This is a genomic window from Dehalococcoidia bacterium, assembly GCA_003597995.1.
Classification (GTDB): Bacteria; Chloroflexota; Dehalococcoidia; order Dehalococcoidales; family UBA1222; genus SURF-27.
The window spans coordinates 1-16,106 of the sequence record QZJY01000066.1; the positions used below are offsets into that span (position 1 = coordinate 1).

Here is a 16,106-nt window from a genome sequence, read left to right on the forward strand (position 1 = left end):
TCCGTGTATTTCTTGCGTTGCATGTAGAGTCCTCCTGTTCGCTATATTCTAGCGGAGAACCCTAAGATGCTGTTGGCTTTATTTACGGGGGGAACGTCAATTATGCTCTCGCGTTATCTGCTTAAAGCCGGAAATTCGCGCCGATTGGAATCTCATTCGTCCCGCCCCACTCGTGAAAAAAGCGGAACGAATGCCCAAAACGGGGGTTTAAGCCCATCTTTCCCTGCCTGAGAGGTGAAACGAATACGGAAATTCCAAGGAAATCGAAGAATGAATCATGGCTGGCGGCGGAACCAATCGTCGTTTCCACTGAACGGCTCTCACGCCTGAATCACGGCTAAACCGGCAGCAGTCGTTTCCCGAAAAAAGGTTTCTACGCGAAACGAAAACGAATCGCAAGCCGATAGCTGAACGCTGAGAGCTGATAGCTTTCACCTTTAGGTTCAGGATTTAGTGCTTGGAGCTTATTTAGGGTTTGGTGCCTGGTGCTTCGGATTTCACCTCCGCCACCTTCTCCCGCAGCAGTTTCCAGTATAAAGGCAGCGTGAGGATGAAAGGCACGAAGTAGTACACCACCCTGAACAGCACCGCCGCGATGACGCCCTGCGAGAAGGGCACCCCGAACAGGGCGAACACACCCGCCATGGAGGCCTCCTGCACGCCGATGTCGCCCGGTATGAACGAGATGATCGTCAGCGTGATGCCGAAATTGAAGCCGGTGAACAGCACCCACGGGTCCACCTCGATGCCGAGCGCGGCGAAGCAGAACCACAGCACCGCGAGGGTCGTCCCCACGTCTACCACGATGGTCACCGCCAGCGGCAGGCGGTTTTCCTTTTTGCGCCTCAGATTATCCGTGCCGAGAGTCAGAGACTCGCTGAACTGGTCCAGGTGCTTCTGGATGTCGCGCTTGCTTACCTTGCGCCAGGCGCGTCCGATGCCCCGCAGCACGAAGGCGCGCAGCCGGGCGTAAAAGGCGATGCTGCTAGCTACCACCAGCAGCACTATCAGTACTGCGATGATGAGCAGGATGGTGGCGGCGCCGAAGGCGGGGAGGGGGTGGCTCACCACGATCCATATCAGGCTGATGGGGATGAGCGAGAAATAGAGCAGGTTCTTGAAGTAGGACAGCAGCAGCGAGGAGGCCACTATCTCGGAGTTCTTGACGCCGTGCCTGCCCAGCAGCAGTATCCTGACCGACATGCCGGAAGGCGGCCCGATGAGGTTCTGCAGCACCATGGATACCATGCCTATGTTCAGGAGGTGCGCAATCCCGAGCCTGTTCTTGAAAATGCGCATGATGACCAGGAAGGTGGCGCTCCCTGCCAGGTAGGATAGCCCCGTGAATGCCACCGCCCCGATAAGGTAGCTCCAGTCGGAGGTTTGCATGAGCAGGGCTACCTGCTTGCGGTCGATAATGACGATGGCGGCGCCCACCGCCACCAGCAGCAGGATGGTAATGACGGTCAGCCGGGAGTAAGACCGGGGAAGCCGCGGTTGCTCTGCGTCAGCCATATACCTCGATTATATCGGCTTGACGATTTCTATGACAAGTCAACGACGAAATTCTAAATACTAATATCTAAATACTAAACAATGTTCAAAATACGAAATCCAAAACCATTTTGAATTTGAGATTTGGTGCTTTGAGCTTATTTAGGATTTAGTATTTGGTGCTTGGTATTTAGTGCTTGGGATTTGGTGCTTTCTCCCTATCCCCCGTCGGTCTGCGGGAAGGCCACCTCGGTGAAGAGCGACTCCACCATGGCCTTGTGCTCCAGCTCCTGCGAGGCCAGCTTTTCCAGCAGGACGCGCACATCTCCCGCCGCGTGCAGGTGCGCCAGCTTGAGATAAAAGTCGTGCGAGTCCCTCTCTCGGTCTGCGGCAAAGAGGAATACGTCCTTCAGCTCCATGATTGCGGCCGGCTTGGGCTCGGCGAAGTGCTCGGCGATGTGGTAGTCGCAGGGATGCTCCATGCGCAGGGCTCCCTGCCCGAGCTCCCCGGCGCGGTATTTTTCCAGCAACGTCTGGTGCTGCTTTTCCTGGCTGATGAGCGCTTGAAAGGTCTCCTGCACGGCCCCGCTCTTAGACTTGCGGCAGAGGTCGGCGTAGAGTTCCTGCGCCTCGACTTCCTTGAGCACCGCCAGGTCGAGAATATCCTTGAGGTTCAATTGCTTCGACATGGCTTCCTCCCCGTGTGTCCTATCTTCAAGATAGCACGAAAAGGCGCAGAATGGAATGGGCTCCGTCGTTGCGAGGAAGTCTGCCTTGAGCAGACTGACGAAGCAATCTTTATCAATCGCTGTGCTCTCCGTGGGGAAAATCCCTCTTTCATCTCCCTTTTGCGAAAGGGAGAGACCCCCTTGCCTCCCGCCAAATGAGAGTATTGTTGACGCCACCTGGCCGTTCGGCCATAATGAAATACAAGCATAAAGGAGGGTAAAAATGGCTAAGAAGGTTTTCACCACCGAGCAGGCCAGAGAGGTCGCCAAAAAGCTGGGCATCGACTTCAAGAAGTGGAACGTCGAGCAGTTCCGCATGGGCATGGATGTGGAACTGGAGCACGGCAAGGTTGACCCGCGCACCAACGTCACTAACGACGACCCGGTGATGACTGGCAAAATCGCCTGGGCGCACCTCAACGAGATTCCCGACTACTACACGCGGCTCTATGAGATGGAGCAGGTGGCGGAGGGGAAGAGATAGACTAGGCTTAATCCATCTCACAGTCCTATGAGATTGCTTCACCCCGACTGCGTCGGGGATTCGCAACGACGGTTTGTCAAAGAGGAAGGCGCTGAAAGCGCCTTCCTCTTTTTTGACCTGTCATTCTGAGTCCGCCACAGACGGACGAAGAATCGCGTCCGAATTGTCAGACGGATAAATCTATACGTAAACCAGCCGCCCCTCCACCTTGCGCCCGATATTCTGGTGTCCCTTGAGGTATTCCTCCAGCACGTCGGTGACGTTGGTGGCGATGACCTTGCTCTTGCCGGCGGCCAGCAGCTCTTCCTGAGTGACGCCGAAATAGGGCTCGCAGTTGATGATGTGGTAGCCGATGAGCCCCGCGGTGTACAGCTTGTTATCCTCGACAGGCTGGCCGTCGAAGGTGAGCGATGTCAACTGGTGCGCGGCGTCATTATACACAGCCCGAATCTTGCCATTGACCTGGTAGCATTCGCCCTCGCCGTTGCGGTTCTCGGTGCGCATAAAGCGGGCGAACATGGTCTTCAGCGTTTTCCCCGTGACGGTGAAGCGCGACATGTAGTCCTCGTAGGGGAAGCACGAGCGGTAGTCCTTGAGGGTGACCACCGGGCCGAGCTCCGTGCTGCGGATAGAGCCCGAACCTACAAACATGACGTCGCACTCTCCCATCTCGGCCAGGGCGTCGGCAAAAAGGTCGCCCAGGGGGGTTTCCACCTCGCGCCTGGGGTGGGTCAGAGCCTCGGTGAACTTGCAGATGATGGAGCCGTACTTGCGGTCCACCACGGTGGCGAAAGAGTCTATGTACTCCTGGAGCTTCGTATCGGGTTCGGCGATGCCCTGCTCGATGGGGATGAGCTGCCATTTGTAGTCGATGATGCTGTTGGTGTCGTCGTCCACCGTGATGTCAAAGCGGCCTATCTGGTTGGTGCCCACGCCTGCCTGCGCGATGAGTACGTTGTTGACCTTGGCAGGATGCTCCAGGATGGTGTGCGAATGTCCGCCGATAATTATGTCCACGCCCCATTCCGGTCGGAGCAATTTGGCCAGCTCAATGTCAGAGTCGTAGCCGATATGAGTCAGCAGAACGGTCAGGTCTATGTCATCGTGCTTGTAGGCGTCGGTGATGATGCCTACCTCGCGGCTGGCTTCCTCCAGCGAGATGAAGCTGCCGACTAGGGAGTCCTTCTTGACGGAGTCGATGACCTTGTCGGTGATGATGCCGATGAACATGATGTCGAAGCCGGCCTTGGGGATTACCTGGAAGGGCTTCATGAGGCGTTTGTTGTATCCCTTGATATAAAGATTGGCGTTGACGATGGGGAAGTTGGCCACCTTCTCCAGGAACAGCAGGTGCGGCAGGCCGTAGTCGAACTCGTGGTTGCCCAGCGTCACCACATCGGGGGCCAGGTAGTTCATTATCTCCATGGTGGAGATGCCTTTGTACTCCGCGTCGATAAGCGAGCCCTGCACCATATCTCCGGCGATAACGTAGAGGACGTTTCCCTCCTCTTTGCGCACCTTGTTGATATAGCCGGAGAGCAGCGCCAGCCCGCCGATGAGGTCGCCCTTGCCGGCGCTGGCCTCGGCCAAAAAATCGCCGTGCATATCGTTGGAATGCAAAATAGTGAACTTCCTGGTGGTTCCCATATTTATCTCCTAACCCTTCCGTGAGAGAAATTCTTGTGCAGTCCGCCGCATCTTCGGCCCGTATTTTGGGTGGCATTTAAACTTGCCGCCGCGATATTAAACTTGATTATAGCATGAGAACGGTGACATGGAACGCAAAAAGAAGTTTTCGATATGGTTATTGTTCATATGATTCTGGACTATTTTCCATTCCCTCTTTCACAAAATCAAAGAGGAGGGATTTTCCCCTCCTCTTAAATTTAAATATCGTAAAATCTTTTCAGGGTTTCATATGCTGTTGTAAAAACCGCTTCTCTGGCACAGGTAGGCGTACTTTTGCCTGGGCATCCAGAAAAGCCGCTTGAGTCTGAACAAAGCGCTTTTTAGGCTATCCATATCACCCCCTCCTTTTAACATAACTCTAAGCCTATTCTAGGCTAATCGAACCGGTTGTCAATGCGCCATTAGTAGGGGTGGATATGGTATTTAAGTAGGCCTACTTTTCCAGAGTTTCCTTCATGGATTCCCAGTAGTAGTCGCGCCAGCCCTGAGCGATGGATTCATACTGGTCATCGGGCACGCCGCTCTGGGTGAAAATCATGCGCGTGCCACCGGCGACAGGAGAGAACTCCCAGGTGGCTCGGGTAGTGCCCCTCCGGCCAGTCGCTTGCGCGCCAGGACTGCACGATTTTCTTGTCCGGAACGAGCTCGAGATTGATGCCGTCGATATAGCCGTCGCCGGAGCTGATTTTGCCGCCGACCTTGCGGCTGATGGTGGTTCTGGACCGGGTGAACTGCCCGTGCTTTTTCTCGTCCATAAGCAGCTCGTACAGCTCATGCGGGCTGGCTTTGAAGGTGACCTGCTGGCGTATGGTGCGGGTTTTCATAATTCACCTCACTACAGTATCTGCTGATTGTAAATATGCGGCGCTGTGATGTCAAAAAACAGCGGAATACTCAAAACGTGAGACTAATGTCACTGCAGGGTTTCTAATCAGCGCCTAGAATGCATATAATAATGCATATAATCATGAAAGGAGTGAATGATGGAAGAACAGTCGGTTAATCTGATAGAGGCTGTCGAATACCAGCGGGATGCGGTGGTCAGCCGGACCCTGCTCGATAAAAAAGCGGGCACGGTTACTCTGTTTGCTTTCGATGCCGGGCAGGGATTAAGCGAGCACACGGCTCCCTTCGATGCGCTGGTACAGGTGCTCGACGGAGAAGCCGAAGTGACCATCTCAGGCAAGGCCATCACCGTCAAGCAGGGGGAAATGGTGGTCATGCCTGCGGGAAAGCCGCATGCCCTCCGCGCCATCAAACGTTTCAAGATGCTGCTGGTGATGATAAAAGCATAGGGTGGAGGAAAGGCAATCCTCGCCCATCGAAAGGGCGGGTTTGAAACCCGCCCCTACACGGGTACGTCTGCCACGAACGAGATTTATACTGGCAGATTACGCACAAATCTATTGACAATGCCCCATGCCTGTGCCATAATCCCAGCCAGGTATAGAGTTTGGTACTCCCAACCTGTGAGTTAGCTCGTCGTAACACGGTGTCCAGGCCATGGATGACAGACTTCAGCCGAGTTTGAAAGAAGGGAGGTCATCCTTGAGCTATCAGGACAGAACCCTCGCGTGCGTAGACTGCAAAGCCGATTTCACATTTACCGCCGCCGAGCAGGAATTCTATGCCAAAAAAGGCTTTACCAACGACCCCAAGCGCTGCCCGACCTGCCGCGCTGCTAAGAAACAGCGGCTGGGCGTGCAGGAAACCGGCGGTCAGCGGCAGATGTTCCCGGCAGTCTGCGCCACCTGCGGCAAGGACACCCAGGTACCGTTCGAACCAAGGAACGGACGTCCGATTTACTGCAGCGACTGCTACACCAAGAGCAAGAGCTAACCACAACTCCTTTTTTGGACTATTGAGGCAGGGCTTATGCCCTGCCTCTTTTTTATTAAGGGAGAGGGTGGTGTGGCGGCAATTAGAGCCAAGCGCCTAGCGTTGCTACGCGCTGGTTGAAGAACACCCGCCGGACAGAGACCATGCAGCCGCCTTGCGGTCTATCTCTTTGATAAAAGCGTCTTTGCCTTGCGCGTAAGCCTCGGTGTCGCCCGGGAACTTCGTCGCTAGCGACTCCTTCAAACTGGCGTACCGCCTCGCTTCTTGCGGGTGTGAGCGGAGATAGTCGCGGAAAAGCAGGTGGCGGGCAACCTCCGGGTGTCCCTCCGCGAAGGCATGTAGGTGGTACGTGTGTGAGTCCAGTGAGCCTTTGAAGAAATAGCGACGCCCTGCAATACCGTATTCACCCATTGGTGTGTACCCCACTGAAGTCATCCTCTCATTCAGACCATCGAGAGCCTCAATATTGCACACCTCGGCCAGCATATCGATGATGGGTTTGGCCTGGAGGCCGGGTACCGAAGTGCTGCCGATGTGGTGTATGCTCACCAATTCTGCTCCTAGAATATCGGCAAGGAGTTTGGTCTCGGCTTCAAATGAGCGGGGCCAGGCAGGGTCGTAGGGGACGACTTCGACTTTACGCATCTGTCGGCAATCTACCACTCCACGATAATTATTGTCAAAGCTGGGCGCTGATTTGGCTTTACTGCCTCAAAGCACAAATGATAGAATGATTCAACTTAACAGTTAGGGGGGACCGATGTTCGGCAAATCAGAACACAAAGTCACCATTTATACCACGCCCAATTGCTCCGTTTGCCGCAAGGCCAAGGAATACCTGGCAGGAAAAGGCATCGCTTTCGAAGAGATAGACGTGGCCGCGGACAGGAGGGCGGCTGATGAAATGGTGCAGAAATCCGGCCAGATGGGCGTACCTGTCATCATCGCGGACGGTGTAATGCTGGTGGGTTTCAACCAGTTCAAACTGGACGTGGCGCTCAAGATAAAGAAATAGGCTTTAACGCCCTTCTGCTATGCGGTACATATCGCGATATGCCTTTCCATCCCCGGAAGTGATTTGTTCCAGCTTGTTATGCAGTTCGGCCATACGGCGGATAAACTCCGGGCTGTCCTTTTGCTTCACCAGTTCAGCCCATTGCGAGGCTTTATTGATAAACTCCGCCTCGATGGCGGGCAGCTCGGGCAGGTTGGTCTGTATTGAAGCATAGAGCGACGGGTCTTCGTTTAGCACGCTGGCCACCAGCGTCATCAGCACCCTGAAGGTGACGCCGCTGGCAAGCTTCATATCCGCCAGGTTATCCAGGTTGAGCAGCGTATCGCCTGACACTATGGCGATGTAATGCGCCAGCCCCAGCACGACGGCCATCAGACGGTCGTGTTCGGCGGGCGTCATCAGTTTCACGTTTGCGCCCCTTTTCTCCAGGAAGCTTTTAGCCTGTTCCGCCAGCGCTTTTTCTGAATCGCTGGTAGGAGTGAGCACGACGTTATGCCCGGTGAGTCCCTCGGCGCCGGGGCCGAAGACGGGGTGAGTGCCCAGCACCAGGCAGCCCGCGAGATACCTGTGCATGACTTCGACAGGCATGGTCTTGACCGATGTGACGTCGATAACTGTCTGGCCCTTCTTTACGAAGCGGCTTAGCTCCTTTACAATTGACTCGAAGGTGGCGATGGGGACAGAAATAATGATGAGGTCGGCCTGGCTCACCGCTCCCAGGTCTGTCGTACCCTCGACATGGAGTTCTTTGCGGGCGGCGGACAGCCTTTCCTCATTGCTACCGATGAGGATAACCTCTATCTTTTCGGCCAGCAGGAAACGAGCCATCCATTTCCCCATTTTGCCCGCTCCGCCGACAATGGCTATTTTCACGACTGCTCTCCTGTCTCGGTGGCGGCTTTAGGATAAGAGCCGAGCACCTTGAGGAAGATGACGTGCGCCTCGAGCGCTTTAAGCACCTCCGCAACGCCTTTATCCAGGCGGTGCCCCTCGAAATCGAGGTAGAAGTTATACTCCCATGGCTTGCGGCGGGTGGGGCGCGATTCAATTTTGGTCAGGTTTATCTTTCTGTCCGCCAGTTCGCGCAGGAAGTCGAAAAGCGAACCCGGGCGGTCCTTGACCGAGAACACGAGCGAGGTCTTGTCGTTACCGGTGGGCGGCGAGTCCTCTCCCGACAGCACGAAAAATCGCGTGAAGTTATTAGTGGTGTCCTCAATGCCGCTGGCGAGTATGCGCATGTCATAAATAGAGGCTGAACGCGAGCTGGCGACCGCCGCCGCATCAAGGAGCTTCTTTTCCTTTATCATTTTCACGCTGCCCGCCGTGTCCAGTGTTGGGATAGTATGGCAGCCGAGATGTTTTAAGAATGCCTGGCACTGTCCCAGCGCCTGCGGATGGGAATAGACGCTCTTTATCTGGGCCAGACTGGCTCCCGGGCTGGCGATAAGGCAGTGCGAGACGCGCAGGTTGAGTTCGCCGCACACCTTGAGCGGCGATTCGAGCAGCAGGTCGTAGGTCTTGCTGATACTGCCTTCCAGAGAATTTTCCACGGGCACCACGGCGAAGCCGGCTTCGCCACGCTCTACTGCGCTGAAAACATCCTCCAGCGTCTCGCAGGGTTTTGTCTCAATAGCCGCGCCGAAGAAGTTGAAGGCTGCCTGCTGGCTGTAGGCACCGGGTTCGCCCTGGAAGGCCACACTGATACCCTGGACGCCTTTAGAAGCGGCTATTATGCGGCGGTAAACACTCTCGACAGCGCTTGCATCGATACCCTCGTCCGCTGCCAGTTTGCGGATGCGTTCCATGACGACGGCTTCACGCGACGCGTCGGTCAAGGACTTCCCCAACCTGGTCTTCTCCTTCCCAATTTCGCTGGAAAGCTTAAGCCTTTCTGCCAGCAACCTGACCAGGCGGGCATCTACGTCATCTACAGAGCGGCGTAAATATTCAAGGCTCATGCCAACACCCCCGGCAGTTTGCCTGCCCTCATAGCCAAGTCGCATAGCACCACCGCCATGGCGGCTTCCGTCACCACCACGGCGCGCGGCACAATACAGGGGTCGTGCCTGCCGCTGATGGCCAGTTCAGTTACGCTCATGGTCTGCAAATCTACACTGCGCTGCGGCTGGGAGATGGACGGTGTGGGTTTGACGGCGATGCGGGCCACTACGGGCATGCCGGTGGAGATGCCGCCCAGCGCCCCGCCGGCGCGGTTGGAAGTGGTAAGAACCCGGCCTTTTCTAACGGTGAATGGGTCATTGTTCTCCGAGCCCTTGAGGTGCGACACTGAAAAGCCGGCGCCGAACTCTACTCCCTTGACGGCCGGTATGGCAAAGAAGGCTTTGGAAAGCTCTCCCTCGAGCGTGTCAAAAACAGGTTCGCCCAGTCCTGCCGGGACTCCCAGCGCAATGACCTCGATAATACCTCCCAGGCTGTCTCCTGATTGCCTTGCCTTCTCGATGGTCTGCACCATCACCTCCGCCGTCTGAAGGTTGGAGCAGTGCACGGCACTCCCGGGGGCGTTCTTGCGTATCTCGTCGTAATCGCGGGCGATGGCTTTGATACCGCCTATCTCAGTAGTGTGCGCCAGTACCTCGATGCGCAGTGTCGCCAGCAGCTTTTTGGCCACCGCTCCTGCCATGACCAGCCCGGAAGTGATGCGCCCGGAAAAACGCCCTCCGCCGCGGTAGTCGGCATAACCGCCGTATTTGACATAAGCCGTATAATCGGCGTGGCCGGGGCGTGGCACGAAACGCGTTTTCTCATAGGCACTCGAGTCTTTATCCTCGTTCCAGACCGCCAGGCACAGGGGCGCTCCGGTCGTCCTGCCGCTAAATACACCCGACAGGATGACGCCTTTGTCCTCCTCCTGCCGCGGTGAAGATACGGAGCTCATCCCGGGCTTGCGCCGGTCCAGGTCAGGCTGCAAGTCGGCTTCGGAGAGCGCCAGGCCGGCCGGGCAGCCGTCGATGACAACACCGACGAGTTCGCCGTGGCTTTCGCCGAAGCTGGTAACACTGAATAATTTACCCAGGCTGTTTGACATCGCTTTCCACCTTTGCGCCAAGTGAAGCCAGCGCCTTCCAGAATTCGGGATAGGTTTTCTCCACGCTCTCCGCCCCCAGGATTGTGGTGTCGCCGACGTCCGTTCCCAGGACGCCGAAGGCCATCGCCAGACGGTGGTCGGCGTGGCTGTCTATCTCCGCTCCCCTGAGGCGCCCCCCCATAATTGAGAGGCGGTTTTCCTCCTCGCGTACGCGGACGCCCATTTTTTGCAGCTCCTGCTTTAAAGCCTCCACGCGGTTGGATTCCTTGAGTCGCGCGCTTCTGATGCCGCTGAAATGGCTCTCGCCCTCGGCCGCCGCCGCCAGCACCGCCAGCGTGGGCAGCAGGTCGATGCAGTCTGTCAGGTCCGCTGTTATGCCGTGCAGATAAGACTTTTGCACCATAACGGAGCTGCGCCGCACAGAAAGGCGCGTCCCCATCTTTTGAAGCAGGTTGAGCACCACGCGGTCTCCCTGCAAACTCTCGGCGTTGAGGTTGGTGACCACCACTTCGCCGGAAAGCGCCCCCAGCGCCAGCAGATAGGACGCCTGCGACCAGTCGCCCTCCACAGTGTAATCGGCAGGGCGGTAATCTTGCCGGGCAACCTTGAAATCCGCCATATCCGGCGACGCTGCGACGCGTATGCCGAACTTCTTGAGGCACTCGATGGTCATGTCGATATAGGGTCTGGAAGCCAGCGGCGTGGTTAACTCTATATGCATTCCCTGAGGCGCTAACGGCGCCGCCAGCAGCAGCGCAGAGATGAATTGCGAGCTGACATCGCCCGGCATTTTCACCGTGCCTCCGCTGAAGGAGCCGCCCTCGACCACTACTGTTGAGCCATCCAAACGGCATTTGACGTTGAGTTGGGCCAGGGCGTCGATGAGCGGCAGCACTGGTCGTTTAGCCATCCCGGCGCCGGGAACCAACCGAACCGTACCCGGCACTACCGCCGAAAGCGCTATCATAAAGCGGAAGGTGGCGGCGGAATCGCGGCAGAAAAGCTCGGAGTCAGGGGCTTTGAGTTTGCCGCCGCTGACGCGCCAGCCGTAGGCGCTCTGGCGCACGTCGGTGCCTATTTTTTGCAGCACCTCGGCGGCAGCCAGGGTGTCGTCCGACGACAGGGCGCGGCGGATATAGCTCTGGCCGGGGGATAAAGCGGCGCACATCAGCGCGCGGATGGTGTAGCTCTTGGATGACGGCGCGTCCAGAATGCCGTGCACCAGGCTTTTAGAGACGGAAACCTTCATATTCACCCAGTCTTTCGATAATCTTGTCAGCGGCATCCTCGATACCGAGTCTGGATGTGTCCAGAGTAATATCGGACGCTTGCTCGTAGAGGGGACGGCGCTGCGCCATAAGAACCTCGATGGACTTTGCACCCTTTATATTTGCCAGCAGGGGGCGCTTGCCCTTGGCGGAGGATACCCGCTTGCGCACGGCTCCCTCTGAAGCCTTAAGATATACCAGAACGGCTGTTTTTCTCAGCGCATCCGTATTGGACTTGTTGAGTACCACGCCGCCGCCGCAGGCGATGACCTGTCCTGCCTGGCGCGCCACCTCGGCGGTTACGACCCGCTCCAGCTCCCGGAAGGCAGGCTCGCCGTCTTCTTTGAAAATGTGAGCGATGCTCTTGCCAGCTTTTTTCTCGATGAGTTTGTCTACATCCACGAAAGTTTTTTTCAGCTTTCTGGCCAGCGCCCGGCCCACGGACGACTTTCCGGCGCCCATGAATCCGATGAGCGCCACGCTCGTTTTGACCTTAGCCGGTTCCTTTGCCTTTTTGCTGTGTTTCCCATCCTTGCCCTGGGTGAGGGCGACCAGAGCGGCCTGCCGCATCATGTCCAGCGGAGCCTCTTTGCCGGTCCACAACTCGAATGCAAGAGCACCCTGGCGTACCAGCATTTCCAGCCCGCTGATAACCCGGCAGCCCCGAGCGGCGGCCTCCCGGAGCAAGCGCGTCTCAAGCGGGGCATAGACGACATCGAAGACGGTCAGGCTGGACCGGAGCAGGTGAGCCGGAACGGGTGTATCCCCGGCGCCGGGCGACATGCCGACGCTGGTAGCATTGACCAACAGGTCAGCCTTTACTAGCGCGGTCTTGAGGTTAGCGGCATCAAGTTCAAGGGCGTCCACTTTCGATTTGGCCACCCGGCTCAGGTTTTGTGCCAGCAGGACAGCCTGTTCCATTTCTATCTTGCGGTTTAGGACTGTGATAGAGGCTCCGCTCTGCGCCAGGGCGAAACCGATGGCACGGGCGGCACCGCCCGCGCCCATCAGAACAATTCTTTTGCCCTGCGGGTTGAAGCTGGCTGCCAGCAAAGACTGCAGAAAGCCACTGGCATCTGTATTATAGCCTTTGAGCCTGCCGTTGTCGTTGACGATGGTGTTGACCGCACCGATGTCCCGGGCCAGCGGGTCAAGCTCGTCGAGGAGCGGCACGACGGCGGCTTTGTGGGGAATAGTGACGTTCAGTCCCCTTATGCCTAGGGCCTTCATGCCCTGTATGGCGGTGCCAAGCTCCGTGCTCTTCACCCGGAAGGCTAGATAGGCGTAGTCCAGCCCGAGGCTGGCCATGACGGCGTTGTGCATGGCAGGCGAAAGGGTGTGGCTCACCGGGTCGCCGATGACGCCGCACAATCTTGTCGTGGCGTTTATCATAAGTGTATCATCTCATATATACTCCGCAGCTGAGAGACAGTGAGCTGCCCGGAAGCTGACTGCGCTCCCTCGTTTATCGCTGCATAGGTGAAAGCGCCTCCGCAAAGCGGGCAGAGGATGCGGCTCATCTGGCCGCGCTGTCCCATGGCAAAAGCCACTATCTCAGCGGGGCGGAACTCGCTCATCATTCCTATGACATTCGCGTTATCGTCGAAGCTGCGGGCGGTGGTCACCAGCTTGCAGATATCGGCACCCGCCGCCAGTTCATCCTCGATAATGCGGCGCAACTCCGCGGGGGGCGGCGTGCGGCGCGTGTCGTGGTGAGAGATGAGACATTTAGCTTTCTTTTTAATAACGGGCACCATTTCATCCAGGTCGGGCGCGGCCAGCTCGATGTCCACTATGCTTGCTCCTAAATTGAGCGCTCTGAGCAACTCGTCCCGGCGCGCCTCCTCGCTGCCCTCCCACAGACCGCCCTCGGCCTTTAGTCGATTGGTAGCAATCCATGGCTTCTTCAAAACCCGTGCCACATCCCGCCACGACTTGCCTATTATGTCTATCCTGACTTCGAAAAGGTCGACCAGCGGCTCTACTTTTTCGATAGAGTCAAGGTCTGTGTTCGTGATGACGGCGCAAATGCGTGGCGTATCCATATTTACTCTGCCAACGCCTCGGCCACCATGGCGAGATCCACTTTATCCGTTATGATGACCTGCCCGATGCGCACGGGAAGGATGAATTTCGTCCTGCCTCCCGACACTTTTTTGTCGTGCTTGATGGCCTCCAGCACGTCGGCAATTTTGAGTTCCGGCATAGTGATAGGTAAGCCAGCAGCGGTGATGATATTCATCAAACGCTTCAAGTCACGGTCAGGGAATAAACCCATGCGGCAGGCTATGCGGCTAGCCGTCACCATGCCTACGGCTACAGCCGTGCCGTGGTTCACCTTGAAGCCGGTGACCGCCTCGATAGCGTGTCCCACCGTGTGGCCGAAGTTGAGCATGTTACGCAGTCCCCTGTCGCGCTCGTCGCGGCTCACGATGCGCGCCTTGACAGCTGCGGCGCGCAGGATAGCTGTTTCCAGCGTTTTTTCATCGAGATACTTAAGCTCTGTCATCCTGCGTTCGAGCAACCCGAAAAGCAACCTGTCGCCGATGACGGCGCTCTTTATGACCTCGGCCAGGCCGTTGGATAACTGGCTCGCGGCCAGTGTTTTGAGCACGGCGGTGTCGCTGAAAACGGCCGCCGGCTGGTAGAAGACGCCTATCTGGTTCTTGAGTTTGCCGTGGTTGACGGCTGTCTTGCCCCCGATGGAGCTGTCCACCTGTGCCAGCAGGGTGGTGGGAATTTGTATGAGGGGCATCCCGCGCATGTAGGTGGCGGCCACGAATCCTGCCAGGTCGCCGATGACGCCTCCGCCAAGCGCCAGCACAGGAGTCCTGCGCTCGACGAGTGCCGCGCTCAACCCGTCGTAGAGACCGCCGGCCGCCTCGAGCGACTTGTACTCCTCGCCGTCCGGGACGGTCAGCACATCGACCTCGAAGCCGTCTTTGGCTAGCGCTTCCTTGAGGTTATATCCGTGCAACTCGAAGACGAAAGGGTTGGTGATGAGAACCAACCGGTTACTCATCCGCGCATGTTTGAGGTGACTTGAAATGTCCCGCAGAGCGCCTGAACCGATATATACATTATAGTTTGCGGCGCCCGGCGAGACCTTGAGCGTGTGCATCGGTTACTTCCCTGCTTTCACTTTCTTATTCTGTACGGCCGTGATGGCATGTATGCGGTTGCAGGTGTCGAGGATCTCTTTAAGCTCACCCGCGGTTATAGCTTGCGCCGCATCCACCCAGGCTTCGGCTGGATTATAGTGTACCTCAATCGCCAGCCCGCTTGCACCCGCCGCCATGGCCGCGCAGCTCATAGAGTATATCAAATCGCGCCGCCCTGTGGCATGGCTGGGGTCCACCAGCACCGGGAGGTATGTTTCCTTCTGAATGACGGGTACGGCGGACAGGTCCAGGGTATAGCGCGTGAAATTCTTGCCCTTGCCGATGGGCAGTTCGCCGCGCTCGCACAGGATGATGTCCTTGTTGCCCTCGACGGCGATGTACTCCGAGAAGGAAAGGAACTCCTCCACGCTGGCGCCGAAATGGCGCTTGTAGAACACCGGCTTGCCCTTGCGCGCGATGGTGCCCAGCAGGTCTTGGTCGTACATATTGCGCGCGCCTATCTGCAGGATGTCCACATACTCGGCGATGAGGTCCACCTGGTTTTCGCCGCGCACCTCGGTGATGACGGGCATTTCGAACTGGCGTCCGGCGTCGCGCAGCCACGAGAGTGCTTCACGGGCTTCCACGTCGCCTTTGGCGCCCAGCCCCTGGAAGGAATGCGCCGAACTGCGGGGCTTGAAGATGCCGCCGCGCAGGATGTGTGCTCCTGCTTTTTTTACCTCTTCGGCTATGCGGAAGAGCTGCGCCTTACTCTCTATGGCGCACGGCCCGGCGATGTAGGCCGGGGTCTCGCCGCCGATTTCCACGTTGCCCACGTGTATGACGCGACTCTCCGCGCGGTCCTGGAAGGCCTCGCTGTACTCGCGGCTAATCAGTTTATAAGGTGTTTCGATCATGCGCGCTTCCTTCACCCCGGGCAGGACGGCAAAATGCGAAAAGGGAATTTTGCGCTCGTCTCCTACCAGCCCGATGATGGTCAGAGATTCGCCTGTCGATACATCGGTGCGCAGGCCAAACTTCTTAACCTCTTCAATGACGTTGTCGACCTCTTCTCTGGTGGCATCCTTTTTCATGATAATCATCTCTTACTCCCTCCCCTTTAGTTTTGCGACATTCCCTTATAACAAGAAATCCTCCCGCTCGGGGAGGATTTTGAGAACTTGATTTACACTGGTTAAGACTAAAAAGCCGTGCCTAATCCCCCGAGCGCCCTGAGGCGTCAGTAAAGGTAAAGTAGTAATAGAAGTACCTGTTTACCGGGCTAAGGCAAACCGACATAGATATTTTCATTGCCGAAGACTATACCATCCAATGCGACGGGATGTCAAGAAGATGTAAGAGTCCAGTACATATTGGATTTTTGGGGGTTAGTGACAAAGTTATCCAAATAGTAGCGCAAAGGCGGAAGTTTTCCAATAGCC

General features: G+C 56.9%; 17 protein-coding genes. 4 read left to right on the forward strand and 13 right to left on the reverse strand.

Annotated features, from left to right (window positions below):
- Positions 1–468: 468 nt before the first annotated feature.
- Together C4542_08720 and C4542_08725 are read right to left on the reverse strand one after the other, a co-directional pair.
- Positions 469–1,515 (reverse strand): UPF0104 family protein, encoded by a 1,047-nt coding sequence (locus tag C4542_08720; GenBank protein RJO60583.1) that lies wholly within the window; start codon positions 1,513–1,515, stop codon positions 469–471.
- A 197-nt stretch (positions 1,516–1,712) separates the two neighbouring features.
- Positions 1,713–2,546, reverse strand: a complete 834-nt coding sequence (locus C4542_08725; protein ID RJO60584.1) for a hypothetical protein — start codon at positions 2,544–2,546, stop codon at positions 1,713–1,715.
- On the opposite strand from C4542_08725, the gene C4542_08730 reads away from it, so the two are divergent.
- Positions 2,446–2,706 (forward strand): hypothetical protein, encoded by a 261-nt coding sequence (locus tag C4542_08730; GenBank protein ID RJO60585.1) that lies wholly within the window; start codon positions 2,446–2,448, stop codon positions 2,704–2,706. The two genes, C4542_08725 and C4542_08730, sit on opposite strands and share 101 nt — an antisense overlap.
- Before the next feature lie 180 nt (positions 2,707–2,886).
- Here C4542_08730 and C4542_08735 read toward each other — a convergent pair whose 3' ends face one another.
- Together C4542_08735 and C4542_08740 are read right to left on the reverse strand one after the other, a co-directional pair.
- Positions 2,887–4,353, reverse strand: coding sequence for a bifunctional metallophosphatase/5'-nucleotidase (locus C4542_08735; GenBank protein RJO60586.1), 1,467 nt, complete (start codon positions 4,351–4,353; stop codon positions 2,887–2,889).
- A gap of 475 nt (positions 4,354–4,828) precedes the next feature.
- On the reverse strand, positions 4,829–5,170 hold the full coding sequence (locus C4542_08740; protein RJO60587.1) for a hypothetical protein: 342 nt from the start codon (positions 5,168–5,170) through the stop codon (positions 4,829–4,831).
- A 208-nt stretch (positions 5,171–5,378) separates the two neighbouring features.
- On the opposite strand from C4542_08740, the gene C4542_08745 reads away from it, so the two are divergent.
- Together C4542_08745 and C4542_08750 are read left to right on the forward strand one after the other, a co-directional pair.
- Positions 5,379–5,690: a cupin domain-containing protein gene (locus tag C4542_08745; GenBank protein RJO60588.1), complete on the forward strand. Its 312-nt coding sequence runs from the start codon at positions 5,379–5,381 to the stop codon at positions 5,688–5,690.
- A gap of 208 nt (positions 5,691–5,898) precedes the next feature.
- Positions 5,899–6,234 (forward strand): zinc-binding protein, encoded by a 336-nt coding sequence (locus tag C4542_08750; protein RJO60589.1) that lies wholly within the window; start codon positions 5,899–5,901, stop codon positions 6,232–6,234.
- Between the two features lie 105 nt (positions 6,235–6,339).
- Here the strand turns inward: C4542_08750 and C4542_08755 are convergent, their stop codons facing one another.
- The gene (locus tag C4542_08755) at positions 6,340–6,879 is read right to left on the reverse strand and encodes a GrpB family protein (GenBank protein RJO60590.1); all 540 of its coding nucleotides are present in this window, start codon (positions 6,877–6,879) and stop codon (positions 6,340–6,342) included.
- 115 nt (positions 6,880–6,994) lie between these two features.
- Between C4542_08755 and C4542_08760 the strand changes: the two genes are divergently transcribed.
- Positions 6,995–7,249 carry an NrdH-redoxin gene (locus C4542_08760; GenBank protein ID RJO60591.1) on the forward strand — a complete coding sequence of 85 codons (255 nt, stop codon included), beginning with the start codon at positions 6,995–6,997 and terminating at the stop codon, positions 7,247–7,249.
- A gap of 3 nt (positions 7,250–7,252) precedes the next feature.
- Here C4542_08760 and C4542_08765 read toward each other — a convergent pair whose 3' ends face one another.
- From C4542_08765 to aroF, 8 genes are read right to left on the reverse strand one after another with little or no spacing between them, the layout of a single operon-like run.
- Positions 7,253–8,122, reverse strand: a complete 870-nt coding sequence (locus C4542_08765; GenBank protein ID RJO60592.1) for a prephenate dehydrogenase — start codon at positions 8,120–8,122, stop codon at positions 7,253–7,255.
- Positions 8,119–9,207 (reverse strand): prephenate dehydratase, encoded by a 1,089-nt coding sequence (gene pheA, locus C4542_08770; protein ID RJO60593.1) that lies wholly within the window; start codon positions 9,205–9,207, stop codon positions 8,119–8,121. The genes C4542_08765 and pheA overlap by 4 nt, the downstream gene beginning before the upstream one ends.
- A complete protein-coding gene (locus tag C4542_08775; GenBank protein RJO60594.1) occupies positions 9,204–10,295 on the reverse strand; it encodes a chorismate synthase in 1,092 nt (363 codons plus the stop codon). The genes pheA and C4542_08775 overlap by 4 nt, the downstream gene beginning before the upstream one ends.
- A complete protein-coding gene (gene aroA / locus C4542_08780; GenBank protein RJO60595.1) occupies positions 10,276–11,580 on the reverse strand; it encodes a 3-phosphoshikimate 1-carboxyvinyltransferase in 1,305 nt (434 codons plus the stop codon). The genes C4542_08775 and aroA overlap by 20 nt, the downstream gene beginning before the upstream one ends.
- Positions 11,525–12,955: a shikimate dehydrogenase gene (locus C4542_08785; GenBank protein RJO60596.1), complete on the reverse strand. Its 1,431-nt coding sequence runs from the start codon at positions 12,953–12,955 to the stop codon at positions 11,525–11,527. Before C4542_08785 ends, aroA begins: the two co-directional genes overlap by 56 nt.
- Positions 12,952–13,608, reverse strand: coding sequence for a type I 3-dehydroquinate dehydratase (locus tag C4542_08790; GenBank protein ID RJO60597.1), 657 nt, complete (start codon positions 13,606–13,608; stop codon positions 12,952–12,954). Before C4542_08790 ends, C4542_08785 begins: the two co-directional genes overlap by 4 nt.
- Before the next feature lie 2 nt (positions 13,609–13,610).
- The gene (gene aroB / locus C4542_08795) at positions 13,611–14,684 is read right to left on the reverse strand and encodes a 3-dehydroquinate synthase (GenBank protein ID RJO60598.1); all 1,074 of its coding nucleotides are present in this window, start codon (positions 14,682–14,684) and stop codon (positions 13,611–13,613) included.
- A 3-nt stretch (positions 14,685–14,687) separates the two neighbouring features.
- Positions 14,688–15,767, reverse strand: a complete 1,080-nt coding sequence (gene aroF, locus C4542_08800) for a 3-deoxy-7-phosphoheptulonate synthase (protein RJO60599.1) — start codon at positions 15,765–15,767, stop codon at positions 14,688–14,690.
- Positions 15,768–16,106: the final 339 nt, after the last annotated feature.

Excerpts from the sequence above, each read along its gene's own strand:
- C4542_08750 (RJO60589.1), top strand. The coding sequence starts at position 5,899 with ATGGATGACAGACTTCAGCCGAGTTTGAAAGAAGGGAGGTCATCCTTG.
- C4542_08740 (RJO60587.1), bottom strand. The coding sequence starts at position 5,170 with ATGAGCTGTACGAGCTGCTTATGGACGAGAAAAAGCACGGGCAGTTCA.
- aroB (RJO60598.1), bottom strand. The coding sequence starts at position 14,684 with ATGCACACGCTCAAGGTCTCGCCGGGCGCCGCAAACTATAATGTATAT.
- C4542_08775 (RJO60594.1), bottom strand. The coding sequence starts at position 10,295 with ATGTCAAACAGCCTGGGTAAATTATTCAGTGTTACCAGCTTCGGCGAA.
- C4542_08760 (RJO60591.1), top strand. The coding sequence starts at position 6,995 with ATGTTCGGCAAATCAGAACACAAAGTCACCATTTATACCACGCCCAAT.
- C4542_08725 (RJO60584.1), bottom strand. The coding sequence starts at position 2,546 with ATGCCCATGCGGAACTGCTCGACGTTCCACTTCTTGAAGTCGATGCCC.
- C4542_08790 (RJO60597.1), bottom strand. The coding sequence starts at position 13,608 with ATGGATACGCCACGCATTTGCGCCGTCATCACGAACACAGACCTTGAC.
- aroA (RJO60595.1), bottom strand. The coding sequence starts at position 11,580 with ATGCCGCTGACAAGATTATCGAAAGACTGGGTGAATATGAAGGTTTCC.
- C4542_08735 (RJO60586.1), bottom strand. The coding sequence starts at position 4,353 with ATGGGAACCACCAGGAAGTTCACTATTTTGCATTCCAACGATATGCAC.
- C4542_08755 (RJO60590.1), bottom strand. The coding sequence starts at position 6,879 with ATGCGTAAAGTCGAAGTCGTCCCCTACGACCCTGCCTGGCCCCGCTCA.
- C4542_08745 (RJO60588.1), top strand. The coding sequence starts at position 5,379 with ATGGAAGAACAGTCGGTTAATCTGATAGAGGCTGTCGAATACCAGCGG.
- C4542_08785 (RJO60596.1), bottom strand. The coding sequence starts at position 12,955 with ATGATAAACGCCACGACAAGATTGTGCGGCGTCATCGGCGACCCGGTG.
- pheA (RJO60593.1), bottom strand. The coding sequence starts at position 9,207 with ATGAGCCTTGAATATTTACGCCGCTCTGTAGATGACGTAGATGCCCGC.
- aroF (RJO60599.1), bottom strand. The coding sequence starts at position 15,767 with ATGATTATCATGAAAAAGGATGCCACCAGAGAAGAGGTCGACAACGTC.
- C4542_08720 (RJO60583.1), bottom strand. The coding sequence starts at position 1,515 with ATGGCTGACGCAGAGCAACCGCGGCTTCCCCGGTCTTACTCCCGGCTG.
- C4542_08730 (RJO60585.1), top strand. The coding sequence starts at position 2,446 with ATGGCTAAGAAGGTTTTCACCACCGAGCAGGCCAGAGAGGTCGCCAAA.